Here is a 13,927-nt window from a genome sequence, read left to right as displayed (position 1 = left end):
TACGCCGCAAGCGAACGGCCCGCTGCCGATAAATGTCGGGCAACGGGCCGGTCTGCGTTGTCTCTTCCGCGAGTCAGTGCGCGCGCTCGTACTCCTCGACGACAGTCGCGGGGATACGGCCACGCTCGTTGACCTTGATGCCACGTGCCTTCGCCCACGCACGGATGTCCGCGCTGCGCTCGCGGCTCGAGGCGGCACGGCTGCGGCGGCGGCGTCCAACGCCGGCCCTCCGCGCGTGCTCCACGAACGGCGACAGAGAATCGCGCAGCTTCTTTGCGTTGTCGCTGCTGAGATCGATCTCATAGGAGACACCGTCGATGGAGAACGGAACCGTCTCCTCCGCCTCGCCACCATCGAGGTCGTCGATGAGGCGCTTAATGATCTGCTCTGCCATGGAGACTGACCTTTCACCGGAGCAAACTGCATTCGGTTGCCAAAGATATACCGCCACAGTGGTCGATGACAATTCGAACCACAGATCCGAGTTTAGCACGCCCGTTACGCAGCGTTATCCACAGCAATCGCTCCGGATCCCTGGGGTTACTGGCCGCTCCGGCGGTTCTCCGGGGTGCGTTCGCGGCGGCGCTTACCGCCCATCTCTCGTCGCACCACCCAGAACACGCCTGCCAAGAACGCGGCGGCCACGGTGAGAGGCGGTACGAGCGCTGCCAGGTCCTTCCACATCCAACCCACGCCTTCCGTTCCGGTCGGGTTTAACGGGACGCTCGCCCAGACTCAGTGGTCATCGGCGTGCATCCTCATGGTGAAATTGTCGCGCAGCACGTCGCGGTGGGGACACCCGCCCCTTTCCGGACCGGGCACCCGGCGAACATCGGGGCCTGCGGGAGCACTGGGATTCGGCGGCTCCATCGCGAGCACCATCGTCAACGAACGAGCCCACTACCGGTGTTCCCGCAGCGTCCTGGGGTGTGGGCGACGGAGCTGCGGCGATGAGGCCGAGGCGCTAAACCCGGCCGTGTCTCCGTTTTCGCGATGCTCCCGGCATGGCGAATAACCGTGTCGAACCGGCGCTTAAGCCCCAGCACGGCAGCGGAATGTGCTGTGCCGCCCGGCCGTGGAGTCCGGGATCCCCTGTGGCGAAGGGGCTCCGCGAATCCGGCCACCCCCGCGATCCGGCGATCATAAGTCTCCGAGCATGGCAGGATCCAATGGGGTTGGGTCGGACGATCGAGACGACGGGCGACGACGTGATGTTCTACGCGGACCTTCATATCCATTCGAAGTACTCCCGCGCCTGCAGCAAGGACTGTGACCTTGAACACTTGGCCTGGTGGGCCGGGCGCAAAGGCGTATCGGTCGTGGGCACCGGGGATTTCACGCATCCGGCGTGGATGGAGGAGCTGCGGCAGAACCTCGTTCCCGCTGAACCGGGCCTGTTCCGGCTGCGGCCCGAGCTCGAGCGACGGGTCGCTCGCACACTACCGCCCGCGTGCCGGGCTCCGGTGCGCTTTCTGCTCTCCGTCGAGATCTCCACGATCTACAAAAAGGGTGAACGCACACGGAAGGTACATCACCTTCTTTATGCCCCCTCGTTCGAAGCGGCCGAGCGCATCACCGCCGCGCTGGCCAGGATCGGGAACGTCACCTCCGACGGGCGGCCCATCCTCGGCCTCGACTCGCGGCATCTCCTCGAGATCACACTGCAGAGCGACCCGGGGTCGTACCTCATCCCCGCGCACGTGTGGACGCCGTGGTTCTCCGTCCTGGGGTCCAAATCCGGGTTCGACGCCGTCGCCGACTGCTACGACGATCTGGCCGACCACATCTTCGCCGTCGAGACGGGCCTTTCTTCCGACCCCCTCATGAACTGGCGGGTCGAATCGCTGGACCGGTACCGCCTCGTGAGCAACTCGGACGCGCATTCCCCGCCCGCGCTCGCCCGCGAGGCGTCGGCCTTCGACACCGACATGGACTACTACGCCCTGCGCGCCGCCCTGGAGACCGGCGACGGGTACGCCGGGAGCGTCGAGTTCTTCCCCGAGGAGGGCAAGTACCACCTCGACGGGCACCGCAAATGCGGCGTACGGCTCGAGCCCGAGGAGACCAAGGCGCAGGACGGGCGCTGCCCCTCCTGCGGCCGGCCGCTGACCGTCGGCGTGCTGTACCGCGTCGACGAGCTCGCCGACCACCCGGAGGGACGGCGGCCCGAGAGCGCGGCGGACTTTCGCAACCTCATCCCGCTGCCGGAGATCGTCAGCGAGATCCGCGGCGTCGGGCCGCGCTCCAAGTCCGTACTGGGGCATATCGCCGAACTCGTGTCGGCGCTGGGTCCGGAGCTCGCGATCCTCGACGAGGTGCCCCTGGACGACGTACGCCGGGCGGGCGGCGAGCTCCTGGCCGAGGCCATCGCCCGGCTGCGCCGTGGGGAGGTCGTCCGCGACGCCGGGTACGACGGCGAGTACGGCGTGATCCGGCTCTTCGAGCCCGGCGAGCTCCGCCGGGAGGGCAAGCGCGCCGTCGGCCTCCTCGGCGCGCCCGACGACTCGGGCCTCTTCGACCTTCCCGAGACCCCCGCCGCGCCCGCGACGGCCGTACGGGAGCCGGGCCTGTTCGACGTGCCCGGCGCCGACGACCGTCCTCCTTCGTCCCAGAGCACCGCTCCGGAGCCGTCAGAGGCCGCAGAAACGCCCGACGAGGCCGTGCCGGACGAAGCACCTATCGAGGGGCAACAGGACATCCTGGAGGCCGTCGAGGCCGCCGAGCAAGGCGATGCCGCCGAAGGGCCCACGCCGGACGAGAGCCGCCGCGAGGAATCCGTACGGGGCGGGCTCGACGGGGAATCGGCACCGGGCAGCCGCTCCGGGGAATCGGCGCCGGACGACGGACCTGGGAGGTCCGTGCTGGACGGGCTCGACCCCGATCAGCGCGTGGCGGCCGCGCATCCCGGCGGGCCGCTGCTGATCATCGCCGGGCCGGGCACCGGGAAGACCCGCACGCTCACGCACCGGATCGCCCACCTCGTCGGCGAGCGTGGCGTCCCGCCGGAGCACTGCCTGGCGATCACGTTCACGCGGCGGGCGGCCGAGGAGATGCGCGAGCGCCTCGACGCGCTCCTGCCCGGTCGCGCCGCCCGGCTCACCGTGACGACCTTCCACGGCCTCGGCGCGCTGATCCTGCGCGAGCAGCACGAGCGGGCCGGGCTCCCCGACGGCTTCCGCATCGCCGACGAGACCGACCGGCTCGACGTCGCCCGGGAGATGACCGGCACGGACAAGGAGGCACGGCGCCTGCTCGCCGGGTTCGACGGGCCGGGCGTCGGTCCGGAGGAGTCCGAGGCCCGCAGCGCCTTCGAGAAGCGGCTGCGCGAGCGCGGCCTGGCCGACTTCACCGACCTGCTCCGCCTCCCGGTGCGCCTAATGGAAGAGGAGCCGGAGCTGGCGGAGGCGTACCGGGGCCGCTGGCCGTGGATCAGCGTCGACGAGTACCAGGACGTCGACGAGACGCAGTACGCCCTGCTGCGGCTGCTGACGCGGCCCGACGGCGGGCTCACCGCGATCGGCGACCCGGACCAGGCGATCTACTCCTTCCGGGGCGCGGATGTCGGCTTCTTCCTGCGTTTTCAGAACGACTTCACCGGCGCGACGACCGTGCAGCTCACCCGCAACTACCGTTCCGCGCCCGCGATCGTCGACGGGGCCGTACGCGCGATCGCCGCCACCAGCCTCGTACCCGGCCGGACGCTCGTCCCGCAGCGCTCCGGCGACCGGCTCATCCAGGTGCACGAGACGGCGGACGCCCAGGCGGAGGCCGACTATGTGACGGGCACGATCGACCGGCTGCTGGGCGGGTCGTCCTTCCACTCGATGGACTCCGGGCGTTCCGACGGCCACCACGCCGACCATCTCGACTTCTCCGACATCGCGGTGCTGTACCGGACCGACGCGCAGTCCGAGCCGGTGATGGAGGCCCTCACCCGCGCCGGCATGCCGTACCAGAAGCGCTCGCACGACCGGCTCCTCAAGCGTCCGGGCGTGCGGGAGCTCGCGCACGAGCTGCGCCACCACGGCGGGCCGCTGCGCGACCGGCTCCGCGCCGCCGTCGGCGCGCTCCTCGAGATCCACGACGAGGCCGTGCTGCGGTCCGCGGCCGAGCTGCTGACGCCGCTCGCCGTCCGCTGCGGCGACGACCTGGAGGCGTTCCTCGGCGAGCTGGCGCTCGGCGCCGAGGTCGACGCGTACGACCCGCGCGCCGACCGCATCGCCCTGCTGACGCTGCACGCGTCCAAGGGCCTGGAGTTCCCCGTCGTGTTCGTCATCGGCTGTGAGGACGGCCTGCTGCCGCTGCGGATGCCGGACAGCGACGAGACGGAGGAGCGCCGGCTGTTCTTCGTCGGCATGACGCGGGCGCAGACGCACCTGTACCTGTCGTCCACGCGGCGCCGGGAGCCGTCGCCGTTCCTGCGCTCGATCCCGGCCGAGCTGGTGACCCGCCCGGAGGCCGCCCGCCGCCGTCCCCGCGACCGTCAGCTACGGCTGATCTGAGCGCGGCTCGTCCACGAGCCCCGGCTCCGCCGCCAAACCCGCCTCGTCCACGAAACCCGGCTCATCCGCAGGACCGGCCTCGTCGGCGGTGGGCTCGTCGGCGGGGGCGGGTTCGTCCAGAGCGCGTGGCCGGATGTCGATGACGAGGGTGCCGGCCGCGCGGTCGTGGAGCGCCTGGCGGTACGAGCCCTCGAACTGCAGGCCGTTCTCGGCGAGCCAGAAGATCGCGGCGAGGACGTTGAGGACCGGGACGGGGCGCGCGGCGGGCGGCAGCGCGTAGATCGCCGCGCGGATGAGCGCCTGTACGACGGTCGGCCGCTCCCCCGTCACGGAGATCACCCGCAGTCCGGTGAGACGCTTGCCGACCGTGCGCCCCCAGACGGCGAGCTGCACCGCCTCGTAGAGGAAGAAGGTCACGGCGAAGGCGATCGGCGCCACGACGGTCTGCGCGGTCTCGCGGGGGAAGATCTCGGTCGCGGCCGTTGCGATGGGCACGCCGACGATCAGGGTGTCGATGATGCGGGCGACCAGACGCTGCGACGGCTCGGCCACCGCGTCGACGGCCTCCTCGGTCACTCGTCCGCGAACTCTCGGTCGTCGACCACGACGGTGGCCGCCAGCCGGTCGTGCAGCCCTTGGTGCAGAGGCTGGTCCCAGATCGCCCAGAGGTACGCCATCACCGTGCCGACGCCGCAGCCGAAGAGGTACACGACGTTGTTGACCGCCGCCCGGGCCGCCGCGCGGGCAGGCGTCAGCGGCTCGCCGGTCTCGGTGAGCACCCGCAGGCGCAGCACCCGCTTGCCGAGCGTCTGCCCCCACAGCGCGAGCTGCACGGCCTCGTACGCGAACGGCAGGATCCCCAGGACGAGGATCCAGCCGACGATGGCCGTGCCCGACCAGATGCCGCCGCCGTCCTTGACGTGGTTGGCGGGCTCGCCCAGGCCCATCGCCGCGATCATGAACGGCAGGATGAGGGCGAACCCCACGACCCCGAGCAGCCCCGCGTCGATCAGCCGGGCGCCGGCCCGCCGGGCGATCGGAGCGAGGATCAGCTCCGCCTGCGGCGCCTGCTCGCCGTACGACCCGTGCTCCGCGTACCCCGCCGAGTGCGCCGAGTGCTCCGCCGACCGGCCGTACGGCGGATATGGCTCGCTCATTCACTTCCTTCCAGGTGCAGCAGCATCCGGGTGTTGCCCAGGGTGTTCGGCTTGACCCGCTCGAGGTCGAGGAACTCCGCGACGCCGTCGTCGTAGCTGCGCAACAGCTCCTCGTACACCTCCGGTGAGACCGGAGCGCCCTTGAGCGCCTGGAACCCGTGCCGGGCGAAGAAGTCCACCTCGAACGTCAGGCAGAACACGCGGCGTACACCGAGCTCGCGCGCGGTCTCCAGGAGCCGCGCGACGATCCGGTGCCCCACCCCACGCCCGTGGCGGGACGGATCGACGGCAACCGAACGAACCTCGGCGAGATCCTCCCACATGACGTGCAACGCCCCACAGCCCACGACGTCGCCGCTCTCCCGGTCCTCCGCGACCCAGAACTCCTGGACGTCCTCGTAGAGGGTGACGGTGGGCTTCTCCAGCAGCCGGCCCGGCCCGGAGTACAGGTCGATCAGCCGCCGGATCGCCCGGACGTCGGTCACGCGGGCACGGCGGATCGCTATCTCCACAAACAGGGGACACTAGCCGGAACGCCGGGATGCCCTTGTCACCGATCAGATGAGCTGCCTCCGTGCCGCCCACACGACGGCCTCGATAGGGGTACTCACATCGAGGCGGTCACAGATCGATCGCAGCCTCCTCCGCAAGGTGCGCGCGCTGAGCTCGAGTCTCCGCGCCGCCACATCTGCAGTGACACCTGTGGCGATCTGCGCGAGCAAGCGGAGCTCATCCTCGCTCAGACGCGGATCGTCGGTGCCACGGCGTGTGAGTGTGGCCTGTTCCACTCCGTCCTCCCTCGTCCCGGGTGATGGCTGCGGGGATGCGGCGACCGCCGCATGGGCACGGGTAGGCCGGAGCGCGCTTGACCGGAGTTGGCCGCCCGTCCGCATGAGGATGCGCGACGCGGGAACTCCGGGTAACGATTCATACGTTGGAGAGTTGAGCGGGAACGTCGCCTCGGATGCCAAGTCGGTGGCATGAGGAAACGTCCCGGCGTTGATGCCGGGACCGAATTCGGCGTGGCCGGGTGGGGTCATGTGTGCGCCCTCGCCCCCATCCTTTTCGCGCAGCGATCCGGCAAAGATCGTGAATCGTTTCAAGCTACGCTCCGCTCCGGAACGCTAAGCGGCCGTCTGCGGGGCGTCAAGGGTTCGCATGTTACGACGCGTAGGCGCTCATATCCGTTCCGCTACGTAACACATCGGCCACAGTTGTTCACCCTTGTCGACCTGCGAAAACCGCACTCACCGGGAAGGTGGAAGCGTTGACGCGCGTCAGTATCCGAGATGTGGCGATACATGCAGGAGTCTCGGTGGGCACGGTTTCGAATGTCCTAAATCGGCCAAATCTGGTGGCCGAAGCAACCCGGGAACGCGTTCTGGCCGCCATTGGCGAGCTCGGCTTCGTTCGCAACGAGACCGCGCGACAGCTCCGGCAGGGGCAGAGCCACGTTCTGGGAGTGGTCGTCCCGAGCATGGCCAACCCGTACTTCAGCGATGTCGGCCGGGCCGCCGAGGCGGTGATGAACGCCGAGGGGTTCGACGCCCTGTGGTGCACCAGCGAGGGCTCTCCCCTGAAGGAACAGCGCTGCCTGGACTTCCTGGAGGAGCAGAACGTCTCCGGTCTGCTGATCAGCCCGCTGGATCTCGGTGCGGGTCGCGTCGCCGAACTGCACGGGCGCGGGCTCGCCGTCGTGCTGCTCGACCGGACCACCGCCGGCGTCTGCTCGGTGGCGGTCGACCACCGCGCGGGCGGAGCGCTGGCGGCCCGTCACCTGCTGGGCCGGCGCCACCGCCGGCTCGTGTTCGTCACCGGCCCGCTGTCGATCGGACAGGTCCGTGAGCGCCACGCGGGCGCCGTACACGCGGCCCGGGGCGCGGGGCTGGACGAGCACGCCCTGACGACGCTCGAACAGCCGGAGATGACGGCCTCTGCCGGGCGGGCGGCGGCCCGGCGGCTGCTCGAGCTGGACCCCCTGCCCACCGGGGTCTTCTGCGGCAACGACCTGCTCGCGATCGGACTGATCAACGAGCTCGTACGGGCGGGCGTGAAGGTGCCCACGGAGATCAGCGTCGTCGGCTACGACGACATCGACCTCGCCGCGACGGCCGTCGTGCCGATGACGACCGTAGGCCAGCCGCGCGAGCAGCTCGGCCGGACCGCGACCGAGCTCGCGCTCGCGGAGACCGGCGACCCGGAGCAGCACGAGCACCGGCAGGTCGTCCTGTCCCCCGAGCTCATCGTCCGCGAGTCCGCCTGACAGACCACCCGGACGCGTGAATCGCCACCGCCCGGCATTCACGCATGCCTTGCACGATATCCTGTGCGCCGATATATGTTGGCTCCATGACAGAACGAGCGCTGACCGAACAGGCGTTCCTGGTCCTGACGGCACTGGTCGATGAGCCCCGGCACGGTTACGGCATCGTGGGCGAGGTCGAGCGGCTGTCCGAGGGCCGGATGCGACTGCGAATCGGCACCTTGTACGGAGTGCTGGACCGCCTGACAGCCGACGGGCGGGTCGAACTCGACCGCGAAGAGGTCCACCAGGGCCGGCTGCGGCGGTACTACCGGCTGACCGATCCCGGCGCGGAGGCCCTCGCGGCCGAGGCCGCGCGCCTGTCGGTCCACGTACGGGCGGCGACCGCACGCCTGCGGGCGCGCCGCGCGTCGGAGGGCACGGCATGAGCCGGGACGAGAGCCTGATCGTCCAGAGGTACCGCGCGCTGCTGCGGATCCTGCCGCCGTCCTACCGGGCGGCGCGGGAGGAGGAGATGGTCGCGGTATTCGCCGAGGGTGTCGGCGACGCGGAGGAAGAGGGGCTCGGCCGACCGGACCTCGCCGAGACGGTCAGCGTCGTGCGGCTCGCGGTGCGCTCCTGGCTCGGCGGACCGGGCGCGGCCCCGCGCCTTTTCTCCTTGGGGCAGACCGTCCGGTTGTTCGGGGCTCTCGGCCTCCTCGCCCAGGCCGTCCTGGCCGGTGCCGAGGTGCTGGGCCTGCTGACCGTAGTCTTCTTCGGATCCGACGAGGCACGCGGCTCGGTGCGGGCGGCGTACGGGCACGCCGGGGAGGTGGGCCTCGTCTGGAACGTCGCGTGGAGCCTGACGTACCTGCTCTGCGTGCCGGCCTACGTCGCGCTCGTGCGGGGTCGGCGGCGTACGGCGCGGGTCCTGGCGCTGGCGGCCGCCGTTCCGCCGCTGCTTCGGCTGGCCACAGAGCCGTGGACGCCATGGGAGGCCGTTCTGATGGTCGTCCCGCTCCTGCTGCCCGTGGTGGCGGTGGCGGTGGCGTTCCACCGGGACGCGCCGGCCGTCCGCCCGATCGGCGGGCTCGCGGCTCTTCCGGTCGGCGCGGTGGCCGTCTTCGCCGCGCTCTGGCTGCCATCTAGCCTCGCGCTGACCCTGATTCCGGACGGCGTGTGCGGCTGGATCGCGCTCGCCGCCGGCGCTGTCTGCCTGGTCCGCGGTCGCGCGGCGGCCGGCCATGACCTCGCCCACCGTTCGTCGGCCGTCGCGCTCTACGCGGCGCTGATCTCCGGCGTGCAGATGATCACGGCCACCGACTACGGCGGCACCGAGCCGTACGCCGTCCCTGTCGGGTACGGGCAGGCGGCGGCGCTGCTGCTGATCGCCGGCCTGCTCGCGCGCGTCTCCGTCCGTACGCTCCGGCGCGCCGAACCAGCACCGCGCGAAAGGCTCGGCCGACCCATATGAGCGCGTGTCTCTCCCGACCAACCGACCCCGACCGACCTCCCGGGGGTCGCCACGCACGTGGCGTGGCGACCCCCGGTGATCAGATGCCGCGGCGTCAGGCCGTGGCGGCGACGGTGGCGGCCTCGGGGTGGCCGATGGCCAGGCCGGTGCCGACGTCGAAGAAGTGCAGGCGGCTGGTGTCGACCGACAGCTTGATGTCCTGCCCGGGACGCACGTGCGAGCGGGCGTTGACGCGGGCGGTCCACAGCGCCTTGTTGTCGGCCAGCGGGATCGCGGCGTCGTCCTCGTCGGCGTCGTGGGCGAGGTCGGCGGTGTCCTTGTGCTCGACCGGCGGGGCGTCGATCGTGAAGATCACGTTGATCTCGCTGCCGAGCTCCTCGGTGACGTCCGCGTGCGCCTGGATGGTCGGCCAGTCGCTGCCGTTGTGCCCGGCGTCCTCGAAGTCGGACGGCCGGACGCCCAGGATGATCTCCTTGCCGAAGTAGTCCTCGAGGCCGGGACGGTCCTCCAGCACCGAGGCCGGGACGGGGAGCTTGTTGCCCGCGAAGACGACGTGGGCGCCGTCGTCGCGGACCAGCTCGGCGGTCACGAAGTTCATCGCCGGGGAGCCGATGAACCCGGCGACGAACAGGTTGACCGGGTTGTCGAAGAGGTTCTGCGGGGTGTCGACCTGCTGGAGCTTGCCCTCGCGGAGCACGCAGACCCGGTCGCCGAGGGTCATGGCCTCGATCTGGTCGTGCGTGACGTACACCGTGGTGACGCCGAGACGATCGTGCAGCTGGTTGAGGGAGGCGCGCATCGACACGCGGAGCTTGGCGTCGAGGTTCGACAGCGGCTCGTCCATCAGGAACGCCTGCGGCTCACGGACGATCGCGCGGCCCATCGCGACACGCTGCCGCTGACCACCGGAGAGGGCGGCCGGCTTGCGCTTGAGGAACTGGTCGAGGCCGAGCATCTTGGCGGCCTCGTTGACCCGCTTCTTGATCTCCGGCTTCGGCGTGCCGCGCAGCTGGAGGCCGAACGCGAGGTTCTGCTCGACCGTCATGTGCGGGTACAGCGCGTAGTTCTGGAAGACCATCGCGATGTCGCGGTCCTTGGGGGCCAGGTTGTTGACCACCCGCTCGCCGATCGAGATCTCACCGCCGGTGATGTCCTCCAGGCCGGCGATCATCCGCAGCGCGGTCGACTTGCCGCACCCGGACGGGCCGACGAGGACCATGAACTCCCCGTCCTGGATCTCAAGGTTGAGGTCGTCCACCGCCTTGACTTCGTTCGTGTAGGCCTTAACCACATGGCTCAGGACGATCTTGGCCATAGGGGAATCCTCCGGGTACTCGACCGCTAAAAGTGTCCACAACCATAACCAGTGTTCGCATATATGAACAAGGCTTGAACGAGACTAAGCTGTCTCCTGGCTCCGGCGTGGTCGCCGGGCCGCGCGTTGAGCGCAGGCCGGCTGCTCTGGAGGGGTTGTATGGACGCGACCGAGCGAGCCGCGCCGGGCGTCAAGTCCGCGACGCGGACCGTCGCGCTGCTCGACTTCTTCGCCCGCCAGGGCGGGATGTACAGCCTGACCGAGATCCAGCAGGAGCTCGGCTACCCGAAGAGCAGCCTGTACGCCCTGCTGCGCACCCTCGTCCAGCTCGGCTGGGTGGAGACCGACCCCACGGGCACGCTGTACCGCATCGGCATGCGCGCGCTGCTCGTCGGCGCGTCCTACATCGACGGCGATCCCGTCGTCGGCATGGCCCACGAGGTCCTCGACTGGCTCGCGGAGGCCACCGGCGAGACCGTGCACTTCGGCCGCCTCGACGACTACGACGTCGTCTACCTGTCCTCCCGGCCGTCGCGGCACAACCTGCGGCCCGTCATCCGCGTCGGCCGGCGCGTGCCCGCGCACAGCACCTCGCTGGGCAAGGCCCTGCTTGCCGACCGCCCGGACCCCGTGCTGCGCGACCCCCTCGAGCGCCAGACCGAGCACACGCTCATCGATCAGGACGAGCTGCGCGCCGAGCTCAGGCGCGTCCGCGAACGCGGCCACGCCGTCGACCGCGAGGAGAACACCCCCGGGGTCTGCTGCTTCGGGGTCGCCCTGCGACTCCAGCGCCCGGCCCGCGACGCGATCAGCGTGTCGGTCCCCGCCATCCGCCTCGATGACGCCCGCGAACGCGAGATCTCCGCGCTTCTCCTTCAGGCCCGCGAACGCATCGAGTACGCCGCGTACCATCTGATCCACCCCTGAGCGGGCCTTCCGGCTACCCGCATACGTATACCTACGTACGCGGTTCAGGTAGTCGTCCGGGTATTTTTCCCACTTCGCTGGCGCAGATCGCACGGCATGCTGATGGATGAGAACGACTACATGCCCAGCGAAGAAAGGGGAGGATCCGCGATGTGCCAGCACCAGCCGAAGTGCCCGACGGCGGACGCTCCCGATCACGACGCGGCCCGCCTCGTCTCTTACCACCCCGAGCAGGGGTGGGGACTGCTCTGCAACGGCGTCATCGTCTTCGACGACACCGGCGAGCTGCTCCCCGACGGTCGTAGCGTCCCCGTTCACCGGGAGCTCGCTCACGCCGCCTGAAGCCAACGACCTTCCTCGCCTGCGGATCAGAGGAAAACCGGCCGGAGTCGGCCGTACGAGGCCCTAGCCGGGCCGCCCCACCCCCCCGGGACCCCCAAAGACCCCCGGTCCCCCGGTTGGACGCCGGGGTCGACATGCCCACCGTGTCGACCCCGGCGTTCACGTCTCAGCCCTTCCGCGCGCGGCGACGGGCGTACGCGATCGTCAATACCGCCACGAGCGGCCCCCACGCCAGCAGCGGCGCGTAGCAGACGTCCATGATCACACCGGCCGTACCCTGCGGGAAGTCGGGATTGTCCAGCGGACCGTGCGACGTGAAGGTGACCGCCGCGCAGAGCCCCGTCACCGCGATGGCGCCGACCGACGCCGGCACGATCGCCACGAGGGGCGGGATGCGACGCCCGCCCAGCCACGGCACCCATCCCGGCACGACCTCACCCCACGGCCGTACCAACCCGAGGGTGAGGAACGCCGCGGCCTGCGAGGTCACCGACAGGAACAGCACGTACGCCAGGATCGCGGTCCCCGTGTACATGTGCCCGAGCCGGCCGGTGAAGCCGACGTCGACGCCGGCGCCGAGCGCGAGCCGCCAGATCGACGACGGGACCGTGCACAGCACCGTCGCCCACGCTGCGATGACCGCCCAGCGGGGCACCTCGGCCCTTCGCCGAGCCGGAGCGGGTTCGGGACGTACGATGTCGACGGTGGTGATCGAGACGGGCGGGGCGACCACGGCGATCGGACCTCCATATCCGGGCTGCGCTGACCTCTCAACGATCACGCGCGGCGCGCCCGGCCGGACCCCTCGCGACGGTGAGGCCCCTCCCCCTCGCGGGGGAGATGACCACACGGGAGCCCGGCCGAGCCGATGGACCGCTCAGCGTCGCCGGTCGCGGGCGGCGTAGGTCTCGCGCAGGGACCGGGTGATGGCCTTCTGGCGGTCCACGCGCTCCTTGCGCAGTCGCGCGTCCGTACGGGAGGCCGCCCAGGCGTTCTCCCGCTCCAGCTTGCGGTAGCTGTCCAGCCGCCGCCGGCTCAGCGCGCCGTCGGCGACCGCGGCCAGGACCGCACAACCGGGCTCGGACTCATGGCCGCAGTCGGCGAAGCGGCACTCCTGAGCGAACTCCTCGACGTCGGCGAACGTCCGCCGCAGCCCCTCCTCCGCGTCGTACACGCCGACGCCGCGCAAGCCCGGAGTGTCGATGAGCACGGCGCCGTTCGGCAGCGGGACCAACTGGCGGCGCACCGTCGTGTCCGGCCCTTGCCGTCCTGCGCGCGTACGGCGCCGGTCTCCAGGATCGCCGTCCCGAGCAGCGCGTTGCCCAGCGTGGACTTGCCGGCCCCGGACGGGCCGAGCAGCACCACGGTGCCGGTGAGCACGGCCTGGAGCGCCTCGATGCCCTCGCCGGTGACGGCGCTGGTCGCGACGACCTCCACGCCGGGTGCCGCCTGCCGCGTCTCGGCCACGAGCGATGGAAGATCGGGCGACTCGTCGACCTTCGTCAGCACGATCACCGGCGTCGCGCCGCTCTCCCAGGCCAGGGTGAGCAGCCGCTCCACGCGGCCGGGCTTGATCTCCGCGGCGGCGGAGACCACCACCGCGGCGACGTCGACGTTCGCGGCCAGGGCCTGACCGTGCGAGGACCGCGACACCGCGGCGCGGACGATGACCCCGCGTCGCGGCAGCAGATCCGTGATCTGCGGGTCGCGGCCCGGCCGTACGGCCGCCCAGTCGCCGGTGCACGGCAGCGCGACCGGGTCGGGCGACCGCACCAGCGACGTGCCGGCCTGGAGCGGGCCGTTCTCGGTGACGACGTCGCACCGTCCCCGGTCGACGCCGACGATCCGCGCGGGCACGAGTCCTTTGGCCCGGTACGAGGCGAACGACCGCTCGCGCTCCTCGTCCCAGCCGTACGCGGACAGGTCAGGAAAGAACTCAGAAGAATGGGAAGACAACGAGAACCCCTT

15 protein-coding genes are annotated in these 13,927 nt (G+C 70.7%); 6 read left to right on the top strand and 9 right to left on the bottom strand.

Annotation, left to right across the window (positions count from 1 at the left end):
• Positions 1-73: 73 nt before the first annotated feature.
• Positions 74-394, bottom strand: coding sequence for a histone-like nucleoid-structuring protein Lsr2 (locus ACYVF7_RS05180; RefSeq protein ID WP_252779361.1), 321 nt, complete (start codon positions 392-394; stop codon positions 74-76).
• 146 nt (positions 395-540) lie between these two features.
• Positions 541-684, bottom strand: coding sequence for a hypothetical protein (locus tag ACYVF7_RS05175; protein WP_460335638.1), 144 nt, complete (start codon positions 682-684; stop codon positions 541-543).
• 524 nt (positions 685-1,208) lie between these two features.
• Between ACYVF7_RS05175 and ACYVF7_RS05170 the strand changes: the two genes are divergently transcribed.
• Positions 1,209-4,502: a UvrD-helicase domain-containing protein gene (locus ACYVF7_RS05170; RefSeq protein ID WP_460357794.1), complete on the top strand. Its 3,294-nt coding sequence runs from the start codon at positions 1,209-1,211 to the stop codon at positions 4,500-4,502.
• Here ACYVF7_RS05170 and ACYVF7_RS05165 read toward each other — a convergent pair.
• From ACYVF7_RS05165 to ACYVF7_RS05150, 4 genes are read right to left on the bottom strand one after another with little or no spacing between them, the layout of a single operon-like run.
• On the bottom strand, positions 4,488-5,078 hold the full coding sequence (locus ACYVF7_RS05165; RefSeq protein ID WP_460335636.1) for an RDD family protein: 591 nt from the start codon (positions 5,076-5,078) through the stop codon (positions 4,488-4,490). The genes ACYVF7_RS05170 and ACYVF7_RS05165 overlap by 15 nt on opposite strands.
• Positions 5,075-5,659: an RDD family protein gene (locus tag ACYVF7_RS05160; RefSeq protein WP_460335633.1), complete on the bottom strand. Its 585-nt coding sequence runs from the start codon at positions 5,657-5,659 to the stop codon at positions 5,075-5,077. Before ACYVF7_RS05160 ends, ACYVF7_RS05165 begins: the two co-directional genes overlap by 4 nt.
• Entirely contained in the window at positions 5,656-6,171 is a 516-nt protein-coding gene (locus ACYVF7_RS05155; protein WP_460335631.1) for an amino-acid N-acetyltransferase, read from the bottom strand. The genes ACYVF7_RS05160 and ACYVF7_RS05155 overlap by 4 nt, the downstream gene beginning before the upstream one ends.
• Positions 6,172-6,216: 45 nt before the next feature.
• On the bottom strand, positions 6,217-6,447 hold the full coding sequence (locus ACYVF7_RS05150; RefSeq protein ID WP_345429029.1) for a helix-turn-helix domain-containing protein: 231 nt from the start codon (positions 6,445-6,447) through the stop codon (positions 6,217-6,219).
• Between the two features lie 470 nt (positions 6,448-6,917).
• Here ACYVF7_RS05150 and ACYVF7_RS05145 point away from each other — a divergent pair, with 470 nt between their 5' ends.
• From ACYVF7_RS05145 to ACYVF7_RS05135, 3 genes are all read left to right on the top strand, one after another.
• Positions 6,918-7,922, top strand: coding sequence for a LacI family DNA-binding transcriptional regulator (locus tag ACYVF7_RS05145; RefSeq protein WP_460335628.1), 1,005 nt, complete (start codon positions 6,918-6,920; stop codon positions 7,920-7,922).
• Positions 7,923-8,008: 86 nt separating this feature from the next.
• Entirely contained in the window at positions 8,009-8,350 is a 342-nt protein-coding gene (locus ACYVF7_RS05140) for a PadR family transcriptional regulator (protein WP_460335625.1), read from the top strand.
• Positions 8,347-9,375, top strand: a complete 1,029-nt coding sequence (locus tag ACYVF7_RS05135) for a hypothetical protein (RefSeq protein WP_460335622.1) — start codon at positions 8,347-8,349, stop codon at positions 9,373-9,375. Before ACYVF7_RS05140 ends, ACYVF7_RS05135 begins: the two co-directional genes overlap by 4 nt.
• A gap of 94 nt (positions 9,376-9,469) precedes the next feature.
• Here the strand turns inward: ACYVF7_RS05135 and ACYVF7_RS05130 are convergent, their stop codons facing one another.
• Positions 9,470-10,690 carry an ABC transporter ATP-binding protein gene (locus ACYVF7_RS05130; protein WP_460335619.1) on the bottom strand — a complete coding sequence of 407 codons (1,221 nt, stop codon included), beginning with the start codon at positions 10,688-10,690 and terminating at the stop codon, positions 9,470-9,472.
• A 159-nt stretch (positions 10,691-10,849) separates the two neighbouring features.
• Between ACYVF7_RS05130 and ACYVF7_RS05125 the strand changes: the two genes are divergently transcribed.
• A complete protein-coding gene (locus tag ACYVF7_RS05125; RefSeq protein WP_460335616.1) occupies positions 10,850-11,617 on the top strand; it encodes an IclR family transcriptional regulator in 768 nt (255 codons plus the stop codon).
• 150 nt (positions 11,618-11,767) lie between these two features.
• Positions 11,768-11,959 carry a DUF5999 family protein gene (locus tag ACYVF7_RS05120; protein WP_460357792.1) on the top strand — a complete coding sequence of 64 codons (192 nt, stop codon included), beginning with the start codon at positions 11,768-11,770 and terminating at the stop codon, positions 11,957-11,959.
• A 166-nt stretch (positions 11,960-12,125) separates the two neighbouring features.
• On the opposite strand, the gene ACYVF7_RS05115 is transcribed toward ACYVF7_RS05120, so the two are convergent.
• Entirely contained in the window at positions 12,126-12,692 is a 567-nt protein-coding gene (locus ACYVF7_RS05115) for a hypothetical protein (RefSeq protein WP_460335613.1), read from the bottom strand.
• Positions 12,693-12,994: 302 nt separating this feature from the next.
• Entirely contained in the window at positions 12,995-13,915 is a 921-nt protein-coding gene (rsgA, locus tag ACYVF7_RS05110) for a GTPase RsgA (RefSeq protein ID WP_460335610.1), read from the bottom strand.
• Positions 13,916-13,927: the final 12 nt, after the last annotated feature.

This window comes from Actinoallomurus acanthiterrae (assembly GCF_054775715.1).
Note: the sequence above shows the minus strand (reverse complement) of the source record. Positions and strands in the feature narration are given on the sequence as shown.

What these genes read in the sequence shown, in the direction of transcription:
- ACYVF7_RS05130 (WP_460335619.1), bottom strand. Translation starts at nt 10,690, where the DNA reads ATGGCCAAGATCGTCCTGAGCCATGTGGTTAAGGCCTACACGAACGAA.
- ACYVF7_RS05175 (WP_460335638.1), bottom strand. Translation starts at nt 684, where the DNA reads ATGTGGAAGGACCTGGCAGCGCTCGTACCGCCTCTCACCGTGGCCGCC.
- ACYVF7_RS05160 (WP_460335633.1), bottom strand. Translation starts at nt 5,659, where the DNA reads ATGAGCGAGCCATATCCGCCGTACGGCCGGTCGGCGGAGCACTCGGCG.
- ACYVF7_RS05135 (WP_460335622.1), top strand. Translation starts at nt 8,347, where the DNA reads ATGAGCCGGGACGAGAGCCTGATCGTCCAGAGGTACCGCGCGCTGCTG.
- ACYVF7_RS05120 (WP_460357792.1), top strand. Translation starts at nt 11,768, where the DNA reads ATGTGCCAGCACCAGCCGAAGTGCCCGACGGCGGACGCTCCCGATCAC.
- ACYVF7_RS05140 (WP_460335625.1), top strand. Translation starts at nt 8,009, where the DNA reads ATGACAGAACGAGCGCTGACCGAACAGGCGTTCCTGGTCCTGACGGCA.
- ACYVF7_RS05125 (WP_460335616.1), top strand. Translation starts at nt 10,850, where the DNA reads ATGGACGCGACCGAGCGAGCCGCGCCGGGCGTCAAGTCCGCGACGCGG.
- ACYVF7_RS05180 (WP_252779361.1), bottom strand. Translation starts at nt 394, where the DNA reads ATGGCAGAGCAGATCATTAAGCGCCTCATCGACGACCTCGATGGTGGC.